Source organism: Amycolatopsis sp. TRM77291 (assembly GCF_054166285.1).
In genome coordinates this window covers 8,019,456-8,039,958 of the sequence record NZ_JBSZHF010000001.1, presented here as the reverse complement: position 1 = coordinate 8,039,958, position 20,503 = coordinate 8,019,456, and the positions used below count along the sequence as shown (strand labels likewise).

The following is a 20,503-nucleotide window of genomic DNA, read 5'->3' as shown; positions in this document are numbered from 1 at the left end:
AAACGCGGGGTCAGGGCGAGCCAAAACCGGCCTTCGCGAGTTCGGTCTTGCCTTCGGCACTGAGGACGAAGTCCCTGAACAACCCGGCGAGCTGGGCCTGCGGAGCGTCCTTCAGCACCGCGATCGGGTAGTCGTTGGGCGCGTCCGCGGCCTCCGGGAAGTCCACTTTGTCCACGTCGGCGGACGCCGATGCCGCGTCGGTGACGTAGACGAGCCCGGCGTCGGCGTCACCCGAACGCACCTTCGCGAGCACCGACTTGACGTCCTGCTCCTCGCTCGCCGGCTCGAGCGTGACCCCGGACGACTGCTGGACCTTCTTCGCCGCCGACCCGCACGGCACCTGCGGCGCGCAGACGACGACGGTCAGGCCGTCCTTCGCGAGATCGGCCAGCCCCTTGACGCCCTTGGGGTTGCCCTTGCCGACCGCGATGGCGAGCCGGTTGGTGGCGAAGACCGACGGCTGCCCGCCGAGCAGCTCCGCCTTGGCGGCCTTGTCCATATTGGTCTTGTCGGCGGAAGCGAAGACGTCCGCTTTCGCGCCTTGGGTCAGCTTCTGGACCAGCGCCGACGAGCCCTCGAAGCTGAACTTCACGGACACCCCGGAGTTCTGCGCCTCGAACCGCTTGCCCAGCGCCCCGAAAGATTCGGTCAGCGACGCCGCCGCGAACACGGTGAGCGTCTTGGCCTCCGCGGCCGTCTCCCCGGATCCGCAGGCCGTCGCGGCCAGCGCCAGCGCGGCCAGGACGGACGCGAGCTTCCTCATCGGCTTCCTTCCGGGGTTTCGATCACGACGGTGGTCGCCTTGACGACGGCGACCGCGAGCACCCCGGGCCGCAGCCCGAGTTCGCGGACGGCCTCGGCGCTCATCAGGGAGACCACGCGATGCGGGCCGCACTGCAGCTCGACCTGTGCCATCACCTTGTCCGTGATCACCTCGGTGACGAGCCCGACGAACCGGTTCCGCGCGGAGCGGCCGACGCTCGAAGGATCCTCCGGCTGTTCGGCCTGCGCCTTGGCGAACGCGGCGAGCTCGGCGCCGTCGACGACCTTGCGGCCCGCGGAGTCGTCGAACGCGGTCAACTGGCCGGCGCGCACCCAGCGGCGGACGGTGTCGTCACTGACGCCGAGCAGACGAGCGGCCTCGGACAACCGGAATTGCGGCATGTCCGGAAGATTACTTCCGCAGATGCGGAAAAGCTACGCATCACCGGTGAGTTCGTCGCGGAGGCCGTCGAGCACCGCGCTCTGGAATCGCTCCAGCACTTTCCGTTCTTCGGGAGAAAACTGTTCGAGCACCGTCTTCAGGTTCGTGTACGCGGATTCGAAGAGCGGCGCGTGCCGCTCCATGGCGCCGGGGACGACCTCGATCAGGACCTTCCGGCGGTCGGCGGTGTCGCGGACGCGGCGGGCGAGGCCGGCCTTCTCGAGCCTGTCCATGACGCCGGTCACAGCGCCCGTCGACAGTCCGGTCAGCTCGGCGATCCTGCCCGCTGTCAACGGTCCCGGCGTTTGGCCTGCCAGTTCGAGCACCTTGTGATCGGTGGCCGACAGGCCCATCCGCTCGGCGATACGCGCGTGCCGGAGAACGGTCAGGGTGCTGCTTTCCCTGCCGAGTTGGGCGAACCGGGCCGATTCTTCCGCCGAGAGCGGGTATTTCGCCATCCGGAAACCCTTCCGATTCAGTGCGAAGAAGATTCTAGACAGTCGGTTTTCGCCCGCTTCGGGGTTAGTCTGGTGTCAATGACAGCAGTCGATCTCGGGTTTCCCCGTGTCCCCGGTACACGCGGTCGCCCCAGCGTGCCCAGGCCGGACAATCCCGCTCTGATCGACACCTTCGGCCGCGTGGCGACCGACCTGCGGGTGTCGCTCACCGACAAGTGCAATCTGCGCTGCACCTACTGCATGCCCGCCGAAGGGCTCGAATGGATGCCGAGCGCGGACGTGCTGACCGACGACGAGCTCGTGCTCCTGCTGCGGATCGCCGTCGAGCGGCTCGGGATCACCGACATCCGGCTCACCGGCGGTGAACCGCTGCTGCGCCAAGGGCTGGAGAAGATCGTCGAGCGGGTCGCCGCGCTCGAACCGCGGCCGCGGCTTTCCATGACCACCAACGGAATCGGGCTCGCGAAGCGCGCGAAGTCGCTCGCCGACGCCGGGCTGGACCGGATCAACGTCTCACTGGACACCGTCGATCGCGCGCTGTTCGAGAAGATCACGCGTCGCGACCGGCTTTCGCACGTGCTCGCCGGCATGGCCGCGGCGCGCGAGGCCGGGCTGGACCCGGTGAAGGTCAACGCGGTGCTGATGCGCGGGCTGAACGAGGACCAGGCCGTGCCGCTGCTGCGGTTCTGCCTCGCCGAGGGCTACCACCTGCGCTTCATCGAGCAGATGCCGCTGGACGCGCAGCACGGCTGGAACCGCGCCGACATGATCACCGCCGAGGAGATCCTCGGCATGCTCGGCGAGGAGTTCGCGCTGTCGCCGTTCCCCGCCGCGCGTGGCGGGGCGCCCGCCGAACGCTGGCTGGTCGACGGCGGGCCGGGCGACGTCGGCGTGATCGCGTCGGTGACCCGCCCCTTCTGCGGCGCCTGCGAGCGCACCCGGCTGACCGCGGACGGCGCGGTGCGCTCGTGCCTGTTCAGCAACGACGAGACCGACCTGCGCGCCCTCGTGCGCGCGGGCGCGCGCGAAGAAGAGGTGGCGGACGCCTGGCGGGCGACCATGTGGGGCAAACTCGCCGGGCACGAGATCAACGAGGCCGGGTTCGCGCAGCCGATCCGGCCGATGAGCGCGATCGGCGGCTGACATGGTGACCATCGTGGTGCGGTACTTCGCCTCGGCCCGCGCGGCCACCGGCCTCGACGAGGAGAAGGTCACCCTGCCGGACGGCGCCCGCGTCGCCGACGCCGTCGCCCGCCTGCGCGAACTCCACCCGGAGAAGCTGGCGAAGCTGCTCGACGCGGTCTCATACCTGCTGGACGGCGTCGCGGTGCGGGATCTCACGCGGCCGCTGACCGAGGGCGCCGAACTGGACGTCCTGCCCCCGTTCGCCGGCGGCTGACCTGCTGTCGCCCGCCGGAGCGTGTCGCGAAAGCCACTTTCGGGACACCTGACGTCTCCATTCGGGACACCTGACGTCTCGAAAGTGGCTTTCGCGACACACTGGCCGCCCGCCGACCGCCGCTGACCTGCGCGAACGGCGAAAGTGGTAGCAAAGGTCCCTTGCTCGCCCTCTCGAGTTCACCGTCCGGTCGCCGAAGCAGCCGAGGATGCGCCAGTGATCACTCCCCGCCGTATCCTCGCCGCACTGCTCGCCGCGGTCGCCGCCACGAGCCTCGCGAACGCTCCGGCGTCCGCCCACGAACGCGGCGTCCGGCCGCTGCCGCAGGCGCACAGCCACAACGACTATGAGCACACGCGTCCGCTGCACGACGCGCTCGATCAAGGCTTCACCAGTGTCGAGGCCGACATCTTCCTGGTGGACGGGCAGCTCCTGGTCGCCCACGACCTCGCGGACACCCGTCCGGACCGCACCCTCGAGTCGCTCTACCTGGAGCCGCTGCGCCGGCGTGTCCTGGCCAATCACGGGGTCGGCGTCTACCGGCAGCGTGCGGAGTTCCAGCTGCTGATCGACGTCAAGGGGGACGCGAACAGCACCTACGCGGCTCTCGAGAAGCGTTTGTACAACCCGCGCTACTCCTTCCTTTTCTCTCTGTACGCGTTCGGACACGTCAAGAAGCGGGCCGTCACCGCGGTGATCTCCGGCGGTCGCCCCAAGGACGTGATGCTCGGGCAGAAGTTCCGGCTCGCCTTCTACGACGGCCGGATCAGGGACCAGAACGACCTCGGCATCGGCTCGGACCCCCGGGTCACCCCGCTGGTCTCGGACTCCTGGAGCAGCCTTTTCACCTGGACCGGTGAGGGCCCCTTCCCCGCCGAGGAGCGGGCGAAACTGCACGATCTGGTCAAGCGGGCCCACGCGGCGGGTCAGCGCGTGCGCTTCTGGGCCACGCCGGACACCGCCGGGCCAGGACGGGACGCGCTGTGGAAAGAGCTGGTCACCGCCGGGGTCGACCACCTGAATACGGATGACCTGCCAGGGCTGGCGAACTTCTTGAGGTCTCGCTAAAGTGCGCGGCCCATTCGCGCGCGAAGGCGCACGAATGGGCCAGTCATCCCTTAATCCACGTGATGCAAGCCTCACGATCCGTGAATTATCTCGGTCAGGAAACGGCCAGATAACGGCCCGCTGACCTGCATAAACAGCCGAATCGTTATGGGTTGCGTGCTGTTACTGTGATGTAGGTCACAGCTCGAATAATTTCCGATCAGGCCGTTCGTTACGTACCGTCGCTTTTCGGTTGGCCCCGACCGACCACGCAACACCGGGAACCCGTAGCGCCGAGCCCTGTCCAACGGATTCCCGGACCCAACCCCGAGCGAAAGCATTTCCGGACAGGGACGAGGGGACCGAGCCGACGCGTCGTGCGTCAGGCGAAGTCAGCCGGCCTGAGACGGCCGGCCAGGACCCACGGGTCTTTCCCTCAGCACAGGCTCGTAGGCGCAGGGAGCGAGATTCATTCACATGTCTTACCGAGGCAAGCACCGCAAGATGTCCGCCGCCACCCGTCACATCGCCCGCGTCGCCATTGCGGGTGTCGCGGTCGGCGCTCCCCTCGCAATCGCCGCGACCCCCGCGTCGGCGACCAACTGGGACGCCATCGCGCAGTGCGAGAGCAGCGGCAACTGGAGCACCAACACCGGCAACGGTTACTACGGTGGTCTGCAGTTCTCGCCGAGCACCTGGCGCGCCTACGGTGGCACCGGCAGCGCGCACACCGCGTCGCGTGAGCAGCAGATCGCCGTCGCCGAGCGGGTCCTCCAGGGCCAGGGCATCGGCGCGTGGCCGAACTGCGGCAAGAAGGGCGGCTCCGCCAGCCCCGCCAAGGCCAAGTCGAGCGCCCCGAAGGCCACCAAGAAGGTGACCCCGAAGAAGTCGACCGCGCCGGTCCAGAAGCAGCAGGCCCCGGCCCCGGCTCCGGCCGTCGCGAATGTCGCGAACTCCAACCCGGCGGGTGACTACACCGTCGTGGCCGGCGACACGCTGTCGAAGATCGCCTCCAAGTTCAACGTCCAGGGCGGCTTCCAGAAGCTGCAGGAGCTGAACAAGGAATACGTGCCGAACGCCGACTTCATCGTCGTCGGCCAGAAGCTCGCCACCAAGTGAGCTCTTGAGCACCGGTAAGTCGTGATGCCCGCGGGATTCCCCGCGCGGCCACGTCACGACTGACAAGGCCCCACCGCACCATTCCCCCGGCGGTGGGGCTTTGTCGTGCCCGGGCCGAAAAGCGACCTACGGCGAGTTGACCCATTCGTCGCTGCCGTCGCTGAAGTGCTGGTGCTTCCACACCGGCAGCCGCGCCTTGACCTCGTCGACCAGCTCCGAGCAGGCGGCGAACGCCTGCCCCCGGTGCTCGGCCGCCACGGCGCACGCCAGCGCGACGTCGCCGATGGCCAGCGCGCCCAGCCGGTGGCTCACGGCGACCGCCCGCACGCCCTCCCACTTCCCCGAGAGATCCGCGACGACCTCGGCGAGCACGTCGGCGGCGCTGGGATGTCCTTCGTAGGCGAGCCGGTCCACCGACCGCCCGCCATCGTGGTCCCGCACGACCCCGCCGAAGGTGACGACGGCACCCGCGGCCGCGTCGTCCACCAGGCGGGCGTGTTCCTCGACCGAAAGCGGCTCGTCGACCACCGCGATCCGTGCGACCCGAACGCTCACTGCTGTACCTCCCGTGGGTGGTCGCCGCCCGCCAGCTGGTCGACGGCGTGGTCGAGGATCCCGTCCAGTACGCCGAGGCCGTCCTTCACGCCGCCGCGTGAACCCGGCAGGTTCACCACGAGGGTCCGGCCCGCGACGCCGGCGACCCCGCGCGAGAGCACGGCCGTGGGCACCTTGGGCAGCCCGGCTGCCCGGATCGCGTCCGCGACGCCGGGGAGCTCGTAGTCGAGCACGGCGCGCGTGACGTCCGGGGTGCGGTCCGTCGGCGAGATGCCGGTGCCGCCGGTCGTCACGATCACCTGGACCCCGGCCGCGACGGCGTCTCGCAGGGCTTCGCCGACCGGCTCCCCGTCTTCGACGACCACGGGCGCCGGAACGTCCCAGCCCCGTGCGGCCAACCAGTCCGTGATGACCGGGCCCGTGGTGTCCTCGTAGACGCCCTTCGCGGCGCGGTTCGACGCCACGATCACCCTCGCGACCCGCTTCACGGCCGCTCCCAGGTCCCGGTCTTGCCGCCGTCCTTGCGGATCAGGCGGACGTCGTCGAGGGTCGCCGCGGGATCGACGGCCTTGATCATGTCGTGCAGGGTCAGCCCGGCGACGGCGACGGCGGTCAGCGCCTCCATCTCGACACCGGTCCGGTCGTTCGTCTTCGCGGTCGCGGTGATGTGCACGGCGGTCTCGTCGAGCACGAACTCGACCTTCACGCCGGACAACGCGATCTGGTGGCAGAGCGGGATCAGCTCGGGCACCTTCTTCGCGCCCATGATGCCCGCGATCCGGGCGGTCGCGAGGGCGTCGCCCTTGGGGAGCCCGTCCGTCGCCAGCAGGCCGAGTACCTCGGCCGTGGTGTGCACGGTGCCGCCCGCCAGCGCGATGCGGGCGGTGGGCGTCTTGCCGGAAACGTCGACCATACGGGCGGCGCCCGTATGGTCGACAACCATACGGGCGGCGCCCGTATGGTCGACGTGGCTGAGTTCACTCACGCCCAGCAGGCTAGTCCGCGGTACCTGTCGGCGGAGCCGAGGTCCGCTCGGTGAGGCACCCCACGTGTGAACCCGCTCGGCGGGAGGCCTCGCTATCGCGGTGGCAGGCGCCCTGAAGGCCCACCGTGAGGTGGATCACCGGATAGCGCCTGCCGACGCCGATCGCGATCGGGTTCCACCTCAGAAGCCTCAGAACATCCGCTGCTTCGAGCGAACCTCGTCGAGCGCCTTCTCCCGTTCCTGCCGCTGCTCCGGCGTCATCGAAGCGAAGAGCCCGCCCTTGTCCGCGGCGCAGGCCGTGTCGCGCGCGGGGCGCTTGCCTTCCACGAAGAACCGGTTGACGGCGTTGTTGCCGCAAGCGTTGTCGTCGCTCAGCCAGACCCCGTGCCCGCCCTCGTCCACGGTCACGATCCGCGCCCGGTCGCCGAGCGCGCGGCGCATCTCCTTGGCACCGCTCAGCGGCGTCGCCGGGTCACGCAGGTTCTGCACCATCAGGATGTTCGAGGGCCCCCGGTCGCCGATCCGTACCGGCGGTTCGATCGGCTCGGACGGCCAGTACGCGCAGGCCCAGATGTTCGCCCCGGCCGCGCCGAATCCCGGGTACTTCACCCGGTCCTTCGCGACGTTGCGCTGGTAGGTCGCGACGTCCTCCGGCCAGTCCGCGTCGTTGCAGACCACGTGCAACTGCCCGGCCAGCAACTGCGCCGGGTCGATCTGCTGAGCCTGGGCGGTCTGCTTCACGGTGCCTTCGGTGTCGAGCGCCTGCCACTGCTGCGCCAGCACCGGGAAGGAACTGGTCGCGTAGAGCGCGCCGAAGGTGCCCATGCGGAACGCCGCGCCGTCGACACCCGGGACGGCGCCGCCGTCGAGCTTGGCGACGAGCTCGTAGAACTTCGCCGTCACCTGCTGCGGAGTGCGGCCCAGCCCGTAGCTCGCGTGCCGCGCCGCCGCCCATTTCGCGAAGTCCGGGAAGCGGTCCTCGAACCCCTCCGCCAGGCGGCGCGAGGTGACCGGATCGAGCCCGCCGGGACCGGTCACGCTGTCGATCACCACGCGATCGGTCTGCCGCGGGAACAGCGTCGAATACACGGCGCCCAGGTAGCTGCCGTACGAAACGCCGTAGTACGAGAGCTTCTCCTCGCCGAGGGCCGCCCGGATGCGGTCCATGTCGCGGGCGGTGTTGGCCGTGGTGATGTACGGCAGGTTCGCGGCGCTCGCCGAGGTCTCGCACTGCTTGGCGATGCCCTCGACGTACTTCGCGCGCTCCGCCACCGCCGCGGCGTCACGCGCGTACGGTGGGACGTTGCTCACCTGCTGCTCGGGCTTGAGATCGCAGGTGACCGGCGTGCTGTGCCCGATCCCGCGCGGATCGAAGCCGATGATGTCGTACGCGTCGAGCACACTCGACGGCATGCCAGCCGACCGCAGCCCGGCCGGCATGGTCAGCCCTGGCCCGCCGGGGCCGCCCGGGTTGGTCAGCATGATCCCGCGCCGCTTCGCCGGCTTGGTGCTGGCGAGTTTCGAAACGGCGATGTCGATGGTCTTCCCGCCTGGGTCCCGATAGTCGAGCGGGACCTTCAAAGTGGCGCACTGCACGCCGGGCGCGGCCACGTCCCCCGGGCACGGCCCCCAGCTGACCGACGGAACCGCGGCGGACGCCGTGGCCGGTACGAGTACCGCCATGGTGACCGCCGCGGCCGTGAGTGTCCCGATCCTGCTCAGGACAGAGCGTTTCATCCCAACCCCCGTCATGATCGACTTCCTGGTCGGAGTCGACCCTATGAGCGGGCCATCGGCGGAGTCGTCACCCTGAAGTCGGCCCCGGGGTCGGCCTCAGTGATGACGACGCCCCCGTTTGGAGCAAGGGACCTTTGCTACCGCGCCCTACTCGTGGGCAGCGACCTTGGCAGCCTTCGCCGCCTTCTTCACGGCGTCCGCCACCGCGGGGGCGACGGCGTTGTCGAACACGCTCGGCACGATGAACGAAGCGTTCAGCTTGCCGTTGTCCACGACGTCCGCGATGGCGTCGGCGGCCGCGAGCAGCATCGAGTCGTCGATGTGGTGCGCCTGCGCGTCGAGCAGCCCGCGGAAGACGCCGGGGAACGCGAGCACGTTGTTGATCTGGTTCGGGAAGTCGCTGCGGCCGGTGGCGACCACGGCGGCGTGCTTCTGCGCCTCCAGCGGGTCGATCTCCGGGTCCGGGTTGGCCAGCGCGAACACGACGGCGTCGGACTTCATGGTCGCGACCTGCTCGGCCCCGAACAGGTTCGGCGCGGAGACGCCGATGAACACGTCGGCACCGACGAGCGCCTCGTGCAGCGTGCCCGCCTGCTGCTCCTTGTTCGTGTGCCCGGCGATCCAGGTCAGGTTGTCGTCGAGGTTGCCGCGCGCGGAGTGCACGATGCCGTCGATGTCGGCGGCCACGATGTCGCCCGGGTTCTTGCGCAGCAGCAGGCGGATGATGGCCGAGCCCGCCGCGCCGACGCCGCTGACGACGATCTTGCAGTCTTCGATGTTCTTCCCGACCACGCGCAAGGCGTTGCGCAGCGCGGCGACCACGACGATCGCGGTGCCGTGCTGGTCGTCGTGGAACACCGGGATGTCGAGCTGCTCACGCAGGCGCTTCTCGATCTCGAAGCAGCGCGGCGCGGCGATGTCTTCGAGGTTGATGCCCGCGTAGACCGGCGCGAGCGCCTTCGCGATCATGATGATCTCTTCGGTGTCCTGGGTGTCCAGGCAGACCGGCCACGCGTCGACGTCGGCGAACTTCTTGAACAGCGCCGCCTTGCCCTCCATCACCGGCAGCGCGGCGGCCGGGCCGATGTTGCCCAGCCCCAGCACCGCGGAGCCGTCGGTGAGCACCGCGACGGTGTTGCGCTTGATGGTCAGGCGGCGCGCGTCCTCGGGGTTCGCCGCGATCGCCTGGCAGACGCGGGCGACGCCCGGCGTGTACGCGCGGGAGAGGTCGTCACGGTTGCGGAGCGCGACCTTGGGGCTGACCTCGATCTTGCCGCCGAGGTGGATCAGGAACGTCCGGTCGGAGACCTTGCGCACGCGGACGCCCGGCATCGAGTCCAGGGTCTGCGTGATGTCCTGCGCGTGGTTCTCCGACAGGGCGTTGGCGCTGATGTCGACGACGATCGAGTCGGGGTGCGACTCGACGACGTCGAACGCGGTCAGCACGCCGCCGACCCGGCCGACGGCGGTCGTCAGATCACCCGCCGCGGTGGACGACGCGGGGGCCTCCACCCGGACGGTGATCGAATATCCGGGACCGGGAACCGGCATGGCACTACCCCCGCTGAGGAACGCTCGAATAGGTCGATCGAAAACCTACTCCCGTGACGACCGCCACGAACCCTCGCAGGGGTGACTGACCGGTAACCTCGCGGGCCGTCGAAAGTGGAGCCCCGGACCGCGCGGCCGTGGGGGGGGGGGGGGGCNGGAAGCCGGACGGCCCGAAGCAAAGCCGGAGGAAATACATTTTCCGTACAAGCGCGAGGTCGGGTCGGGGTTTTCCGGCAGCCACGCGCCCGCATCGCGTGTCGCGAAAGCCACTTTCGGGACATCAGGTGTCGCGAAAGTGGCTTTCGCGACACGCGCGCCGAGTTCGGTGGGCCTGCCTACCGGTTGATCTCGGTCTCGGGGTGCACGTAAGGCACGCTCTCGAGCGGGAAGGTCACGTCGCCGAACGGGGACAGCGCGCCCTGCCGGTCGGACGCGAGCTCGGTGACGGGGTGCTCCCCGTCTTCACCGGGCCACGTGGGGTCGATGCCCGCGCGCTTCTTGTTATCGCCCTTCGCCACAACGTCCTCCAGAGCATGGTCAAGCGTTCTCACGGGACAGTCTGCCCGAACGCGGCTGGCGGGCCACCACCCGCCCGGTATCCTGGTCGTCTATGCCCGCGCCATCCCTGGCGGACTGGCTGCGCCAGGAGTCCGACGACGCCCTCGCCGCACTGCTGCGCACGCGTCGCGACCTGTCCACGCCGCCCCCGTCCGACACCATCGTGCTCGCCACCCGGGCCGGCACGCCGGGCTCCGTCGCGCGTGCCTGCGAAGACCTCGACACCTTCACCCTCGCCGTCCTCGACGCCCTGCTGCTTGCCGGGGCGGACACCGAGCCGGTCGCCGCGGCCGAGGTCGCGCGGCTCGTGGGCAAGGAGATCGGCGAGCCGCTGGCGCTGTTGCGCAAACGGGCACTGGTCTGGGGTGAGGACGCCGCGCTGCGCGTCCCGCCCTCGGCCCGCGACGCGCTCGGCCCCTTCCCCGCCGGGCTCGGGTCGTCGTCGCCTTCGCTCGCCGGAGCGGATATCGAGGCCGCGCTCGCGGAGGTCGGCGAAGACGAGCGCGCCGTCCTGACGACGCTGGCGGCCGGGCCGCCGATCGGCCGGACCCGTGACGCGGCGGCCGACGTCACGCTGGAGCGGGCGCAGAACCCGGTCCAGCGCCTGCTCGCACGCGGGCTGCTGCTGCGCCGGGACGACCAGACCGTCGAGCTGCCGCGGGAGATCGGGATCGCGTTGCGCGGCGGGTCGGTGTTCGACCCGGCGTCGCTGCGCGAACCGGAGCTCCCCACGCATCCGCATCAAGCGTCCACAGTGGACACGACGGCGGCCGGCGAAGCGATGGAGTTCTTGCGCCAGACCGAAAGCATGCTTCGCGCGTGGTCGGAGACGCCGCCGCCGGTGCTGAAGTCCGGCGGGCTCGGGGTCCGCGAGCTCAAGAAGCTCGCCAAGGATCTCGACGTCGACGAGGCACGGGTGACCCTGCTCGCGGAGATCGCGGTCGGCGCCGGGCTGGTGGCCGACAGCGAAGCGACCACGCCGGAATGGGTGCCGACGACGCTCACGGATTCGTGGCTCGCGTCGCCGACCGCGCAACGCTGGATGACGATCGCCCAGGCCTGGCTCGAACTGCCCCGGCTGCCCGGCCTCGCCGGCGGGCGGGACGCGAAGGACAAGCCGATCGCGCCGCTTTCGGAAGAACTGCGCCGTCCGCTGGCGCCCACGTCGCGGCGGCGGATCCTCCTCGCCTTGGCCGCGCTTCCCGAGGGCGCGGGCGTGAAGAGCACCGACGAACTGGTCGCGGCGCTAGCCTGGCGCGCGCCGCGGCGGGGCGGGCGGCTGCGCGACGAGACCGTGCGCTGGACGATGGCCGAGGGGGCGGCGCTTGGCCTGATCGGGCTGGGCGGCCTCACCACGGCGACCCGGGCCCTGCTGGCCGAGGACCGGCCCGGGGCGGTCGAAGCGATGATCGACGCGCTGCCGCGTCCGGTGGACCACGTCCTCGTCCAGGCCGACCTGACCGTGGTCGCGCCCGGGCCGCTGGAGGCCGAGCTCGCGGCGGAGATGACCGCCGTGGCCGACATCGAATCCTCCGGGCACGCGACCGTCTACCGGATCACCGAGACTTCCGTGCGGCGCGCGCTCGACACCGGGCGGACGGCGGGCGAGCTGCAGCAGCTGTTCTCGACGAAGTCGGCGACGCCGGTGCCCCAGTCGCTGAGTTACCTGATCGACGACGTCGCCCGGCGGCACGGGCGGCTGCGCGGCGGGGCCGCCGAGTCGTTCCTGCGCTGCGACGACGCGTCGCTGCTCGCCGAGGTCATGGGGAGCCCCGTCGCGACCGAGTACGGCTTGCGGATGATCGCGCCGACGGTGCTCATCAGCGCGTACCCGCTCGCCGAAGTCCTCGACGCCCTCCGCGCCGCCGGGTTCGCCCCGGCGGCCGAAGGGCCCGACGGACGCGTCATGGACATCAGGCCGTCTGGACGTCGCCTTCCCGCGAAGGCGCGTGCCGCGCGTCGCGCGCCTGGCGAGCCCGCCGGGCTGACCGACGAGCAGGTCGGCAAGATCGTCGCGCACGTCCGGGCCGGTGACGCCGCTTCTGCGCGCCGCCGGGGCGAGACGGTGCGCGCGCCGCAGGGCGGCGGAGCCGGGGACACTTCCGCGACGCTGGCGCTGCTGTCGCAGGCGACCATCGAGCGGCGCGAGGTGTGGATCGGGTTCGTCGACTCACGCGGGACGGCGAGCCAGCGGGTGGTGCGGCCGCTTCGGGTCGGCGGCGGGGTCCTCGAAGGGACCGACAACGAGCGCTACCCGCTGCACCGGATCACGTCGGCGGCCCTCGTCGAAGACTGACCACGCCGCATTTAGTCCTCTGAACGCGCGGCGGCAGCTACGCGAGCTGCTCCGTGCGAAGGTCCTTCAGCACCATCGACATGGCCTCGCCGTGTGTCGGCCAATCCGGTGTCCCGATCCCGACCGAATGCAGAGCGGACCGGACGGCGGCATGAGCCTTCGCGATCGCGTGCGAGAGGTCGTCGCCGGAAACGTCGGCCTCGATCTCCATGACCGCTCGTCCACCGTCCGCGGAGACCGCGCTGTCCACGAATCCGTCGATACAGCGTTCCTGCTCGAGCAGCGCTCGCATCACCTTGTCGCAGTAACCGAAGAGATCGTCGCCGTCGGCGATGAACACCCAATGCGCGTGAACCGTCACACCCATCAGTAACCCCCTTCGATCTGGTAGCAAGGTTGACGAAGCAGCCAGGACACCGCGTTCTTTCCGTAGTTGGCACCGCTCGGTGTCAGGTGGATCCAACGCTGATGCTGCCCACAAGGACATCGGACGGTGTAGTAGGTCGGCGGATCCAAGAACCCTCCATCCTGCCCGATGAAAGTGCTCCAGAACAGCTTCCAGATCCTTCCTAGGATGCTTTCTCCAGTACCCCACCGGCTACTCCTCGACCAGGTTAACGCAGATCAAGAAGACCGGCGTCACGCTGAGATCCCGTTCACGGACGACCGTGGTTCTATCGAGAAGCGGCACGGTCCGCTACCGAAAGCGCTGGCACATCACCGCAAGGTAGTCAGCTTGAAGGCGCCTTGCGCGAGCGCATTTAGAGGACTAAATGCGGGAGGGGGGTCAGAGGGCGCGAAGGCCCTGAAGCACCCGTTCCATGAAAGCGCGCGAGGAAGAGTCGCCGAGGATCAGTTCGGTCTGGTGGATCAGCACCAGCCCGGCGTCCGCCATGTCGCCCACGAGCACCTTCACCACGCCCAGCGGCAGCCGCAGATGCGCGGCGATCTCCGCGATCGACCGGGTGTCCAGGCAGAGGTCGCAGATCTGGCGGTGCTCGGGAGTCCGCACGCCGCGGTACCGGCGGCCGTCCTCACTGGTCGACACCAGCGCCTCCAGCGCCAGGTCGTGCGCGGTGCGGGTGCGCCCGCCGGTGCGGGTGTAGGGCCGGACCCGGGAGCCCGAAGCCGGCGGCAGGTAGACCGAGGCGGGGGCGACGTCGGCGGGCGCGGGACGCGGCGGCGACTGGCGGATCGGCGAAGGCATCGAAGACGGCATCGACGGAGGCGCGGGAGGCGGCTCCGGCGGCGCGGCCGGGCGCCGCGGCATGACCGTGCTGATCGAGCTCAGCTCGAAGCGGCTCGGCGAATCGAAGGCCTCGCGTTCGGTGCCCTGGTAGAGGGAGTCCCAGCCGGACGGTTCCGGTTCGGTGAATCCGGTGATCTTCATCGGTCACCCACGGACGCCGCCCTGCAGCTGCGCCCGCAGCTCGGGGGTGATCTGCTGGCCGACGCGCTCGACGAGCAGGGTCATCTCGTAGGCCACGGTGCCGATGTCACAGGTCGGCGCGGCCAGCACGGCGAGTGACGAGCCGTCGGCGACCGACATCAGGAAGAGGTACCCGCGTTCCATCTCGACGACGGTCTGGTTGACCCCGCCCGCGTCGAAGCAGCGCGCCGCGCCGGCGGTGAGGCTGATCAGCCCGGAGGCGACCGCGGACAGCTGTTCGGCCCGTTCCTGCGGCAATCCGTCCGACGGCGCGAGGAGAAGCCCGTCCGCGGAGACCAGCACGGCGTGCGCCGCGCCGGGAACCCGGCGCGCGAAATCCGTGATGAGCCAGCCGAACGAGCTTTGCTGCCCGGATGCCGTCACAAGTCCCTCCTCGCTGCGTCAAGACCACCTGGGCGGCGTGGTCCGGGCGTCTTACGCCGACCTGCACCGATCCCGGTGCCGCCGAGCCGGAAGACGCCTCCACCCAGCGTATTCGTCCCGTCGATCGTGTCGAGCCCGCCACCCGGCCGCCGTCGCTAACCGAACGTGAACGTCCAGCCGCTCACCGCGTCGACCCATCGCGAACCACGCATTCGTGGGTCACCCCGTGGTGGCCGGGTGCGCCCAGGCGTGAACCGGTGTCCGCGCAGGTCATCGCCGTCCCGGCCACCCGATCGGGCGAGGCCGGTGCCGGATCGCGTGAAAGGGATCGCCCCGCGTTCAGTCCGGCCGGTGACGCCACTCCCCGAAGCGGGTGAAGCCTGCCGAGTTCACTCCAACGGCCGCATCCGCTCCGGGCTTTCGTCCCAATTACCCCGCGCGCAACGCCGAATCGTGTGCGATGGCGTGCTGCACGACCGAGATCAACACCTGCTTGGCGGACTCACGCTCCCGGGCGTCACAGGCCATGATCGGCACGGACGGCGAGATCGTCAGCGCGTGCCGGACGTCCTCGATCTGGTGGTGCAGCAGCCGGTCGAAGCAGTTGATCGCCACGACGTACGGCAGCTTCCGGTTCTCGAAGAAGTCGATCGAGGGGAACGCGTCGGCGAGCCGCCGCGTGTCGACCAGCACGACGGCACCGATGGCGCCGACCGCGAGGTCGTCCCACATGAACCAGAACCGGTGCTGGCCCGGCGTACCGAACACGTACAGCACCAGGTCCGAGTCCAGCGAAATCCGGCCGAAGTCCATGGCCACGGTCGTCGTCGACTTGTTCGGGGTGGCCGAATTGTCGTCGACGCCGGTACTGGCCTCGGTCATCATGGCCTCGGTGGTCAGCGGATCGATCTCCGAAACCGCTCCGACCAGCGTGGTCTTCCCCGAGCCGAATCCGCCAGCGACCACGATCTTGGCCGACGAAGTCGGTCCGGTCACCTGCGGCGCATTCGCGTCGGAGTCAAATTCTCCGAAGCCCACTGAGCACCCTCTCCATGAACTCGATACTCGGCCGGTCACCCACGTTCTGGCTGGCGCTGTGCACCAGGACCAGACCGAGGCCGGCCACGTCTCCGATCAGCACCCGGACCACGCCGAGCGGCAGGCGCAGCAGCGCCGCGACTTCGGCGACGGACCGGGTGTCCAGGCAAAGGTCGCAGATCGACCGGTGTTCGGGGACGCGCACCCGATCGAGCACACGTCCCTGTTCGCTGGTCGAGATCAACGCCTCGATGGCAAGGTCGTACGTCGGCTTGGTCCGTCCCCGCGTGCGGAAGTACGGCCGGACCAGGCCGGAGGATTCGACGTCGGTGGTGTACTGCTCGTCGACGTACTCGTTCTGCGCCTGCTGCGGCAGTGCCGCGGCGAGCGGGTCGGCGGCGGCCGCCGCCGCCCGGCGCTCCTCCTCCTTGTCGAAGGAGAACTTGGCGAACTCGCCAGAGTCGTAGAGCGGACCGCTGCCACCACCGAACAGTTCCGCCCCGGGGCCGCCGAGGAGGCGTTCCCGGTAGTCCGAAACGCTGAAATCGGCGGGTCCCTGACCCGCGTTCGAATCGGTCAGCCAGCGGGAGGCCTCGTCCGGGGACACGGGGTCGTTGTCCGACCCCTGTGCCCGCCGCGATCGCCATTCGCGGTCGACCCGGTCCCGGAAGGACGTCCAGTCCTCCCGGCCGTCGTCACGTTCCGACCACCCGCCGGAGAAGTCGTCACCGAGCCGGCCATCGCCCCTCAAGCGCCCGTCGTCCACGGCATTCTCCTCGGTTCCCGGTCGCTCAGCGGCGGACCGACGCGCCCTGCAGCTGCGCGCGCATCTCCGGTGTCAGCTGTTGCCCCACCCGTTCCACCAGCAGGGTCATCTCGTAGACGACCAGGCCGATGTCGCTCTCCGGCGAGCCGAGGACCGCCAGGCAGGACCCGTCGGACACCGACATCAAGAAGAGGAAGCCGTTGGCCATCTCGACCACCGTCTGCGCGACCGTGCCGCCTTCGAACACCTTCGCCGCACCGCGGGCGAGGCTCGTGAGCCCCGACGCGACGGCGGCCAGCTGATCGGCCCTGTCCTTGGGAAGTCCCTTCGAGGAGGCCAGCAGCAACCCGTCCGCCGACACCACCACGGCATGCGCCGCGCCCGGGACCCGGTGCACGAAATCCGTGATCAGCCAGGCAAAGCTGCTCGTGTGTCCTTTACCCTGCGCCTGGCCGCCAGGCTGCGCCGGACCACCCGGCTGCATCGCACCCGCCCGTGTCACTGTCACTCCTTACTGCTGTCATCGGCAGAGGTATCCCTGCCGGTCACCGGAACGCCGTTGTCATCCAGCGCATCGAGCGGGCGTTCCTTCAACGCGTGCCGTCCCGACGTGTAGCCCTTCTGGAAGCTTGCCATCCGACTCCGCGCCGCCGTCGCCGAGCGGGCGATCGCGCCCGTTCCCGGCATTCCGGAGGTCTTGTCGGCGAACGAGTCTTCCTTCTTCGGCTCGTTCCCGCCGATCGAGCCGGGGACGAGGTACTGGTTCGGCACCCGTTTGGGCAGGCCCGCCGGGGTGATCTCGTCGTTCCGGTCTTCGTACAGGACCTGCGCCGCCTGCCAGCCGTCGTCCGACGCGCTGCGCCAGCCATTGTCCTGGAGCACCGTCTCCGGCGGAACACTCCGCGGTGTCCGAGTGGGCAATGCCTCTTCGGAAGCGGATTCCGCCGCTTCGGCGCCACTGTCCGGAGTCCGCGCGGGCAGCTCGGACTCGACCGGCTCGGTGTAGGTGGTCGGGCTGTCGCCCCCGGCCTCGTCGCCTTCGCTGAACCAGCGCGAGAGCACCGACTGGTAGATCGGCAGCCGCCGGGTGGGCACGTCGTCGTCGAGCGCCGACTTGCCCGCTTCCGAAGACTCGGCGGTCTCCTCGGGCTTGTTCCGCGGCTCGACCGGGGTGTACTTCGGCTCCCGCTTCGGCAGCACCAGCGACGCGAACTGCGTCTCGGTGCCACTGGAGGCGCCATCGCCGTTGGCGGGCGAGATGTCTTCGGCCGTCGGCCACGCCGGGGCCTCCTCGGCGGGCGTCGCCGGGCTGAGGAACGGCCCGGCCGCGTTCTTGCCCGCGACCAGGTCGTCGAGGCTGATCGGCTGGTCGAGCGGGACGAGCCCGCCCTGCTGCGCGACCGGTTGCGAAGCCGGGGGCTTCGACGGCGGCGGCGGGGTCATCTCCAGGCCGCGGTCGAAGGCGGGGATGTTCGGCAGCGAGGTCGACATCTCGGACACCGACGGCATCGAAGGCATCGACGTTTCCGAACGGTTCGCCGGCGGCGGGGTGTTACGCACGCCGCCGGGCCGCATCTGCGTGAGCAGCTCGGCGGGCACGACGACCCGCGCGATCACGCCGCCCTCGATGTCCTCGTTCTCCCGCAGCCGGACCTCGATGCCGTGGCGGCGCGCCAGGCGCGCGACCACGTACAGGCCCATCCGCCGGGTCACCGAGACGTCCAGGTCCGGCGGGTCGGCGAGCCGCTGGTTGACCTCGGCGAGCCGCTCCTCGGTCATGCCGACACCGTGGTCGGTGACCTGGATGGCGAGCGCCTTCTTGCGGGTGATCACCGCGCGGACGGTCACCTTCGTCTCCGGCTCGGAGAAGTAGGTGGCGTTGTCCAGCAGTTCCGCGAGCACGTGCACGAGGTCGTGGATCGTCAGGCCCTGGACGGCGACCTCGGGGACGATCCCGATCTCGATCCGGGCGTACTGCTCGATCTCCGAGACCGCGGCGCCGATGACGTCGGCGGCGGGCACCGGCTTGGGCACCGATTTCGCGAGACCGGCACCCGAGAGCACCAGGAGGCTTTCACCGTTGCGGCGCAGCCGGGTGGCGAGGTGGTCGAGCTCGAACAGGCTGGCCAAGTGGTCCGGGTCCTGCTCGTCGGCCTCGAGCCGGTCGATGACGCCGAGCTGGCGTTCCACCAGCCGCTGCGACCGGCGGGAGAGGTTCACGAAGATGCCGTTGACGTTCTCGCGCAGGAGGGCCTGTTCGGCGGCCATCTTGACGGCCTGTTCGTGGACGACGTCGAACGACCGCGCCACTTCACCGATCTCGTCACGCGAAGTGACGGGCACCGGCTCGACCGACCGCTTCGAGGCGTTGACCGGGTCCGGGTCGTCCAGGATCGCTTGCACGGTTTCCGGCAGCCGTGTGTAGGCGACGTCGAGCGCCGTCTTCCGCAGCACCCGCAGCGGGCGCAGCATCAGGCGGGCGATGACGAGCATCAGGAACAGCGCCGCGAGCAGGGCCAGCAGCACGATCGCGCCGCCGATCCAGGCCGAGTTGATCGCGTCGGTGGCCAGGCCGTCGGCCTGCGCCCGCAGCTGGCCGAGCAGATTGGTCTCGACCGCGCGCAGCTTGTCCAGCGCGACGCGGCTGTCGTTGCCGAGGGCGACGTTGTCGATCGCCGGCGGCTCGTTCTGCTGGTGCAGCGAGAACGCCATCGTGGTGATCCGGCGGCGGTCGTCGACCTCGGGACCGGAGAAGGTGTCCGAGTAAAGCTGCCGTTGTTCGGGGCTGGCGTTGGCGACGAAGGCCGCCGTCGAGGCGTCGCCGCTCGCGACCGCCGAGCGGGCCTGGTCGAACAGGTCGCCGGGGAAGCCGGAGCGGAAGGAGGCGATCAGCAGCGCCGCGTCACCGCGGGCGATGAACTCCTTGCTCTCACTGATGGCCTGCACGGTGACGCCGAGCCGGAGCACGTCGCGGTTGGCCACCGCGGTGGTCACCTCGCGGCCGAGCTGGACCAGCGAGTCGAGGATGCCGGAGTAGGCGATGAGGACCGGGGTGTCGCCCAGCAGCGAGGTGTTCATCGCGCCGCGCAGCGGGCGCAGGGCGTCGAGCCGCTGCAGACCACGCGAGTAGCGGTCCCTCGTGTCCTGATCGTCCGGGTTGATCTGGTTCGCCGAAGCACGCAGGTCGTCGACCGCGCGGTCGACCTTGGCGATCTGCGCGTCGAGACCGTTCTGGCGCGACGGGTCGCCGGAGGCGATCTTGGCGACCGCGAGCGCGCGTTCGCTCTGCAGCTCGTGCACCACGAGCGTGATCTTGTCGGCGAACGCGACCTGGTCGGCGGTGTCCTGGAACCTCGCCGCCTCGTTGCTGTCGTCGATCACACGCAGCGTGCCGAGCGCGAGCGCCGTCAGCGTCGGAATGATCAGGATGGCCGCGAGCTTCGATCGCAGACGCCAGTTACGCAGGCCCAGGAACGACCCGGCCTTCCCGCCAGGACCGTCTCCGGTATCCCGCGCAGGGGCCCCTCCCACCCCCGCGGTGTCTTCGTTCGGCACCGCCGCACCACCATCATCTTCATCCGGGCCGGGAAAGCCCATTTTGGACATGCCGTTCTCGAACTGGCCGTACTGCCGCTGTCTGGGTCGGTTGTCGGAGACCACTATCCGCACGCTCCCGTCATCCGGGAGTGACGCGCACGGCGTGAGTATCCACTCATCCGAATGAGGAAGTCGTCTTCGACGTGATCTCTCAAGTGCACTTGACCGAAACCCTGCTCGGTACCATTGGTCTGTTCGGCCTAACCCGCCAGTGCGCGGGCGCGCACCAGTGAAGCACGGACGTGTTCACCGTGTTTGACACAGAGTGCCTTGCACCTCGGGAAAGGTCCAGAGCGTTCGGCCATCCAAGGCACTCTCTTTCACTACATCAGTGGTCCACACCTCACTACCGGTGCATGAGGGTAGCGAACGGGCGGCCC

General features: G+C 69.8%; 19 protein-coding genes and 1 pseudogene. 5 read left to right on the top strand and 15 right to left on the bottom strand.

Annotated elements, in window-relative coordinates:
* Positions 1 to 10: 10 nt before the first annotated feature.
* From modA to ACXIZN_RS37675, 3 genes are read right to left on the bottom strand one after another with little or no spacing between them, the layout of a single operon-like run.
* The gene (gene modA / locus ACXIZN_RS37685) at positions 11 to 763 is read right to left on the bottom strand and encodes a molybdate ABC transporter substrate-binding protein (protein ID WP_457959596.1); all 753 of its coding nucleotides are present in this window, start codon (positions 761 to 763) and stop codon (positions 11 to 13) included.
* Complete coding sequence (locus ACXIZN_RS37680) at positions 760 to 1,164, bottom strand: TOBE domain-containing protein (RefSeq protein ID WP_192743799.1); 405 nt, start codon at positions 1,162 to 1,164, stop codon at positions 760 to 762. Before ACXIZN_RS37680 ends, modA begins: the two co-directional genes overlap by 4 nt.
* A 33-nt stretch (positions 1,165 to 1,197) precedes the next feature.
* Positions 1,198 to 1,662 carry a MarR family transcriptional regulator gene (locus ACXIZN_RS37675; protein ID WP_457959595.1) on the bottom strand — a complete coding sequence of 155 codons (465 nt, stop codon included), beginning with the start codon at positions 1,660 to 1,662 and terminating at the stop codon, positions 1,198 to 1,200.
* A gap of 78 nt (positions 1,663 to 1,740) precedes the next feature.
* Between ACXIZN_RS37675 and moaA the strand changes: the two genes are divergently transcribed.
* The 4 genes from moaA to ACXIZN_RS37655 all read left to right on the top strand — a co-directional run bounded on the left by moaA (position 1,741) and on the right by ACXIZN_RS37655 (position 5,227).
* Positions 1,741 to 2,805, top strand: a complete 1,065-nt coding sequence (gene moaA / locus ACXIZN_RS37670) for a GTP 3',8-cyclase MoaA (protein WP_192743801.1) — start codon at positions 1,741 to 1,743, stop codon at positions 2,803 to 2,805.
* Between the two features lies 1 nt (position 2,806).
* Complete coding sequence (locus tag ACXIZN_RS37665) at positions 2,807 to 3,061, top strand: MoaD/ThiS family protein (protein WP_185926969.1); 255 nt, start codon at positions 2,807 to 2,809, stop codon at positions 3,059 to 3,061.
* A 216-nt stretch (positions 3,062 to 3,277) separates the two neighbouring features.
* On the top strand, positions 3,278 to 4,129 hold the full coding sequence (locus ACXIZN_RS37660; RefSeq protein ID WP_457959594.1) for a phosphatidylinositol-specific phospholipase C/glycerophosphodiester phosphodiesterase family protein: 852 nt from the start codon (positions 3,278 to 3,280) through the stop codon (positions 4,127 to 4,129).
* Between the two features lie 456 nt (positions 4,130 to 4,585).
* A complete protein-coding gene (locus tag ACXIZN_RS37655) occupies positions 4,586 to 5,227 on the top strand; it encodes a transglycosylase family protein (RefSeq protein ID WP_457959593.1) in 642 nt (213 codons plus the stop codon).
* Between the two features lie 126 nt (positions 5,228 to 5,353).
* On the opposite strand, the pseudogene ACXIZN_RS37650 reads toward ACXIZN_RS37655, so the two are convergent.
* From ACXIZN_RS37650 to ACXIZN_RS37630, 5 genes and pseudogenes are all read right to left on the bottom strand, one after another.
* A pseudogene (locus tag ACXIZN_RS37650) lies at positions 5,354 to 6,270 on the bottom strand (molybdenum cofactor biosynthesis protein MoaE).
* The gene (gene moaC, locus ACXIZN_RS37645) at positions 6,267 to 6,767 is read right to left on the bottom strand and encodes a cyclic pyranopterin monophosphate synthase MoaC (RefSeq protein ID WP_457959592.1); all 501 of its coding nucleotides are present in this window, start codon (positions 6,765 to 6,767) and stop codon (positions 6,267 to 6,269) included. The pseudogene ACXIZN_RS37650 and the gene moaC overlap by 4 nt, the downstream one beginning before the upstream one ends.
* Positions 6,768 to 6,956: 189 nt before the next feature.
* Positions 6,957 to 8,504 carry an alpha/beta hydrolase gene (locus ACXIZN_RS37640; RefSeq protein ID WP_457959591.1) on the bottom strand — a complete coding sequence of 516 codons (1,548 nt, stop codon included), beginning with the start codon at positions 8,502 to 8,504 and terminating at the stop codon, positions 6,957 to 6,959.
* Between the two features lie 147 nt (positions 8,505 to 8,651).
* Complete coding sequence (locus ACXIZN_RS37635; protein WP_457959590.1) at positions 8,652 to 10,055, bottom strand: malic enzyme-like NAD(P)-binding protein; 1,404 nt, start codon at positions 10,053 to 10,055, stop codon at positions 8,652 to 8,654.
* 335 nt (positions 10,056 to 10,390) lie between these two features.
* Positions 10,391 to 10,573, bottom strand: coding sequence for a hypothetical protein (locus ACXIZN_RS37630; RefSeq protein ID WP_007033389.1), 183 nt, complete (start codon positions 10,571 to 10,573; stop codon positions 10,391 to 10,393).
* Between the two features lie 92 nt (positions 10,574 to 10,665).
* Between ACXIZN_RS37630 and ACXIZN_RS37625 the strand changes: the two genes are divergently transcribed.
* Positions 10,666 to 12,909: a helicase-associated domain-containing protein gene (locus tag ACXIZN_RS37625; RefSeq protein ID WP_457959589.1), complete on the top strand. Its 2,244-nt coding sequence runs from the start codon at positions 10,666 to 10,668 to the stop codon at positions 12,907 to 12,909.
* Between the two features lie 37 nt (positions 12,910 to 12,946).
* On the opposite strand, the gene ACXIZN_RS37620 is transcribed toward ACXIZN_RS37625, so the two are convergent.
* The 7 genes from ACXIZN_RS37620 to ACXIZN_RS37590 form a co-directional block, all read right to left on the bottom strand.
* Entirely contained in the window at positions 12,947 to 13,276 is a 330-nt protein-coding gene (locus ACXIZN_RS37620; RefSeq protein WP_457959588.1) for a hypothetical protein, read from the bottom strand.
* Positions 13,277 to 13,696: 420 nt separating this feature from the next.
* Positions 13,697 to 14,299, bottom strand: a complete 603-nt coding sequence (locus tag ACXIZN_RS37615) for a DUF742 domain-containing protein (RefSeq protein WP_192743809.1) — start codon at positions 14,297 to 14,299, stop codon at positions 13,697 to 13,699.
* Positions 14,300 to 14,302: 3 nt separating this feature from the next.
* The gene (locus ACXIZN_RS37610; protein ID WP_005156190.1) at positions 14,303 to 14,722 is read right to left on the bottom strand and encodes a roadblock/LC7 domain-containing protein; all 420 of its coding nucleotides are present in this window, start codon (positions 14,720 to 14,722) and stop codon (positions 14,303 to 14,305) included.
* 429 nt (positions 14,723 to 15,151) lie between these two features.
* The gene (locus ACXIZN_RS37605; RefSeq protein WP_007033392.1) at positions 15,152 to 15,760 is read right to left on the bottom strand and encodes a GTP-binding protein; all 609 of its coding nucleotides are present in this window, start codon (positions 15,758 to 15,760) and stop codon (positions 15,152 to 15,154) included.
* Positions 15,741 to 16,526 (bottom strand): DUF742 domain-containing protein, encoded by a 786-nt coding sequence (locus ACXIZN_RS37600; RefSeq protein WP_457959587.1) that lies wholly within the window; start codon positions 16,524 to 16,526, stop codon positions 15,741 to 15,743. Before ACXIZN_RS37600 ends, ACXIZN_RS37605 begins: the two co-directional genes overlap by 20 nt.
* 25 nt (positions 16,527 to 16,551) lie before the next feature.
* On the bottom strand, positions 16,552 to 17,010 hold the full coding sequence (locus tag ACXIZN_RS37595; protein WP_085939650.1) for a roadblock/LC7 domain-containing protein: 459 nt from the start codon (positions 17,008 to 17,010) through the stop codon (positions 16,552 to 16,554).
* A 20-nt stretch (positions 17,011 to 17,030) separates the two neighbouring features.
* On the bottom strand, positions 17,031 to 20,132 hold the full coding sequence (locus tag ACXIZN_RS37590) for a sensor histidine kinase (protein ID WP_457960694.1): 3,102 nt from the start codon (positions 20,130 to 20,132) through the stop codon (positions 17,031 to 17,033).
* Positions 20,133 to 20,503: the final 371 nt, after the last annotated feature.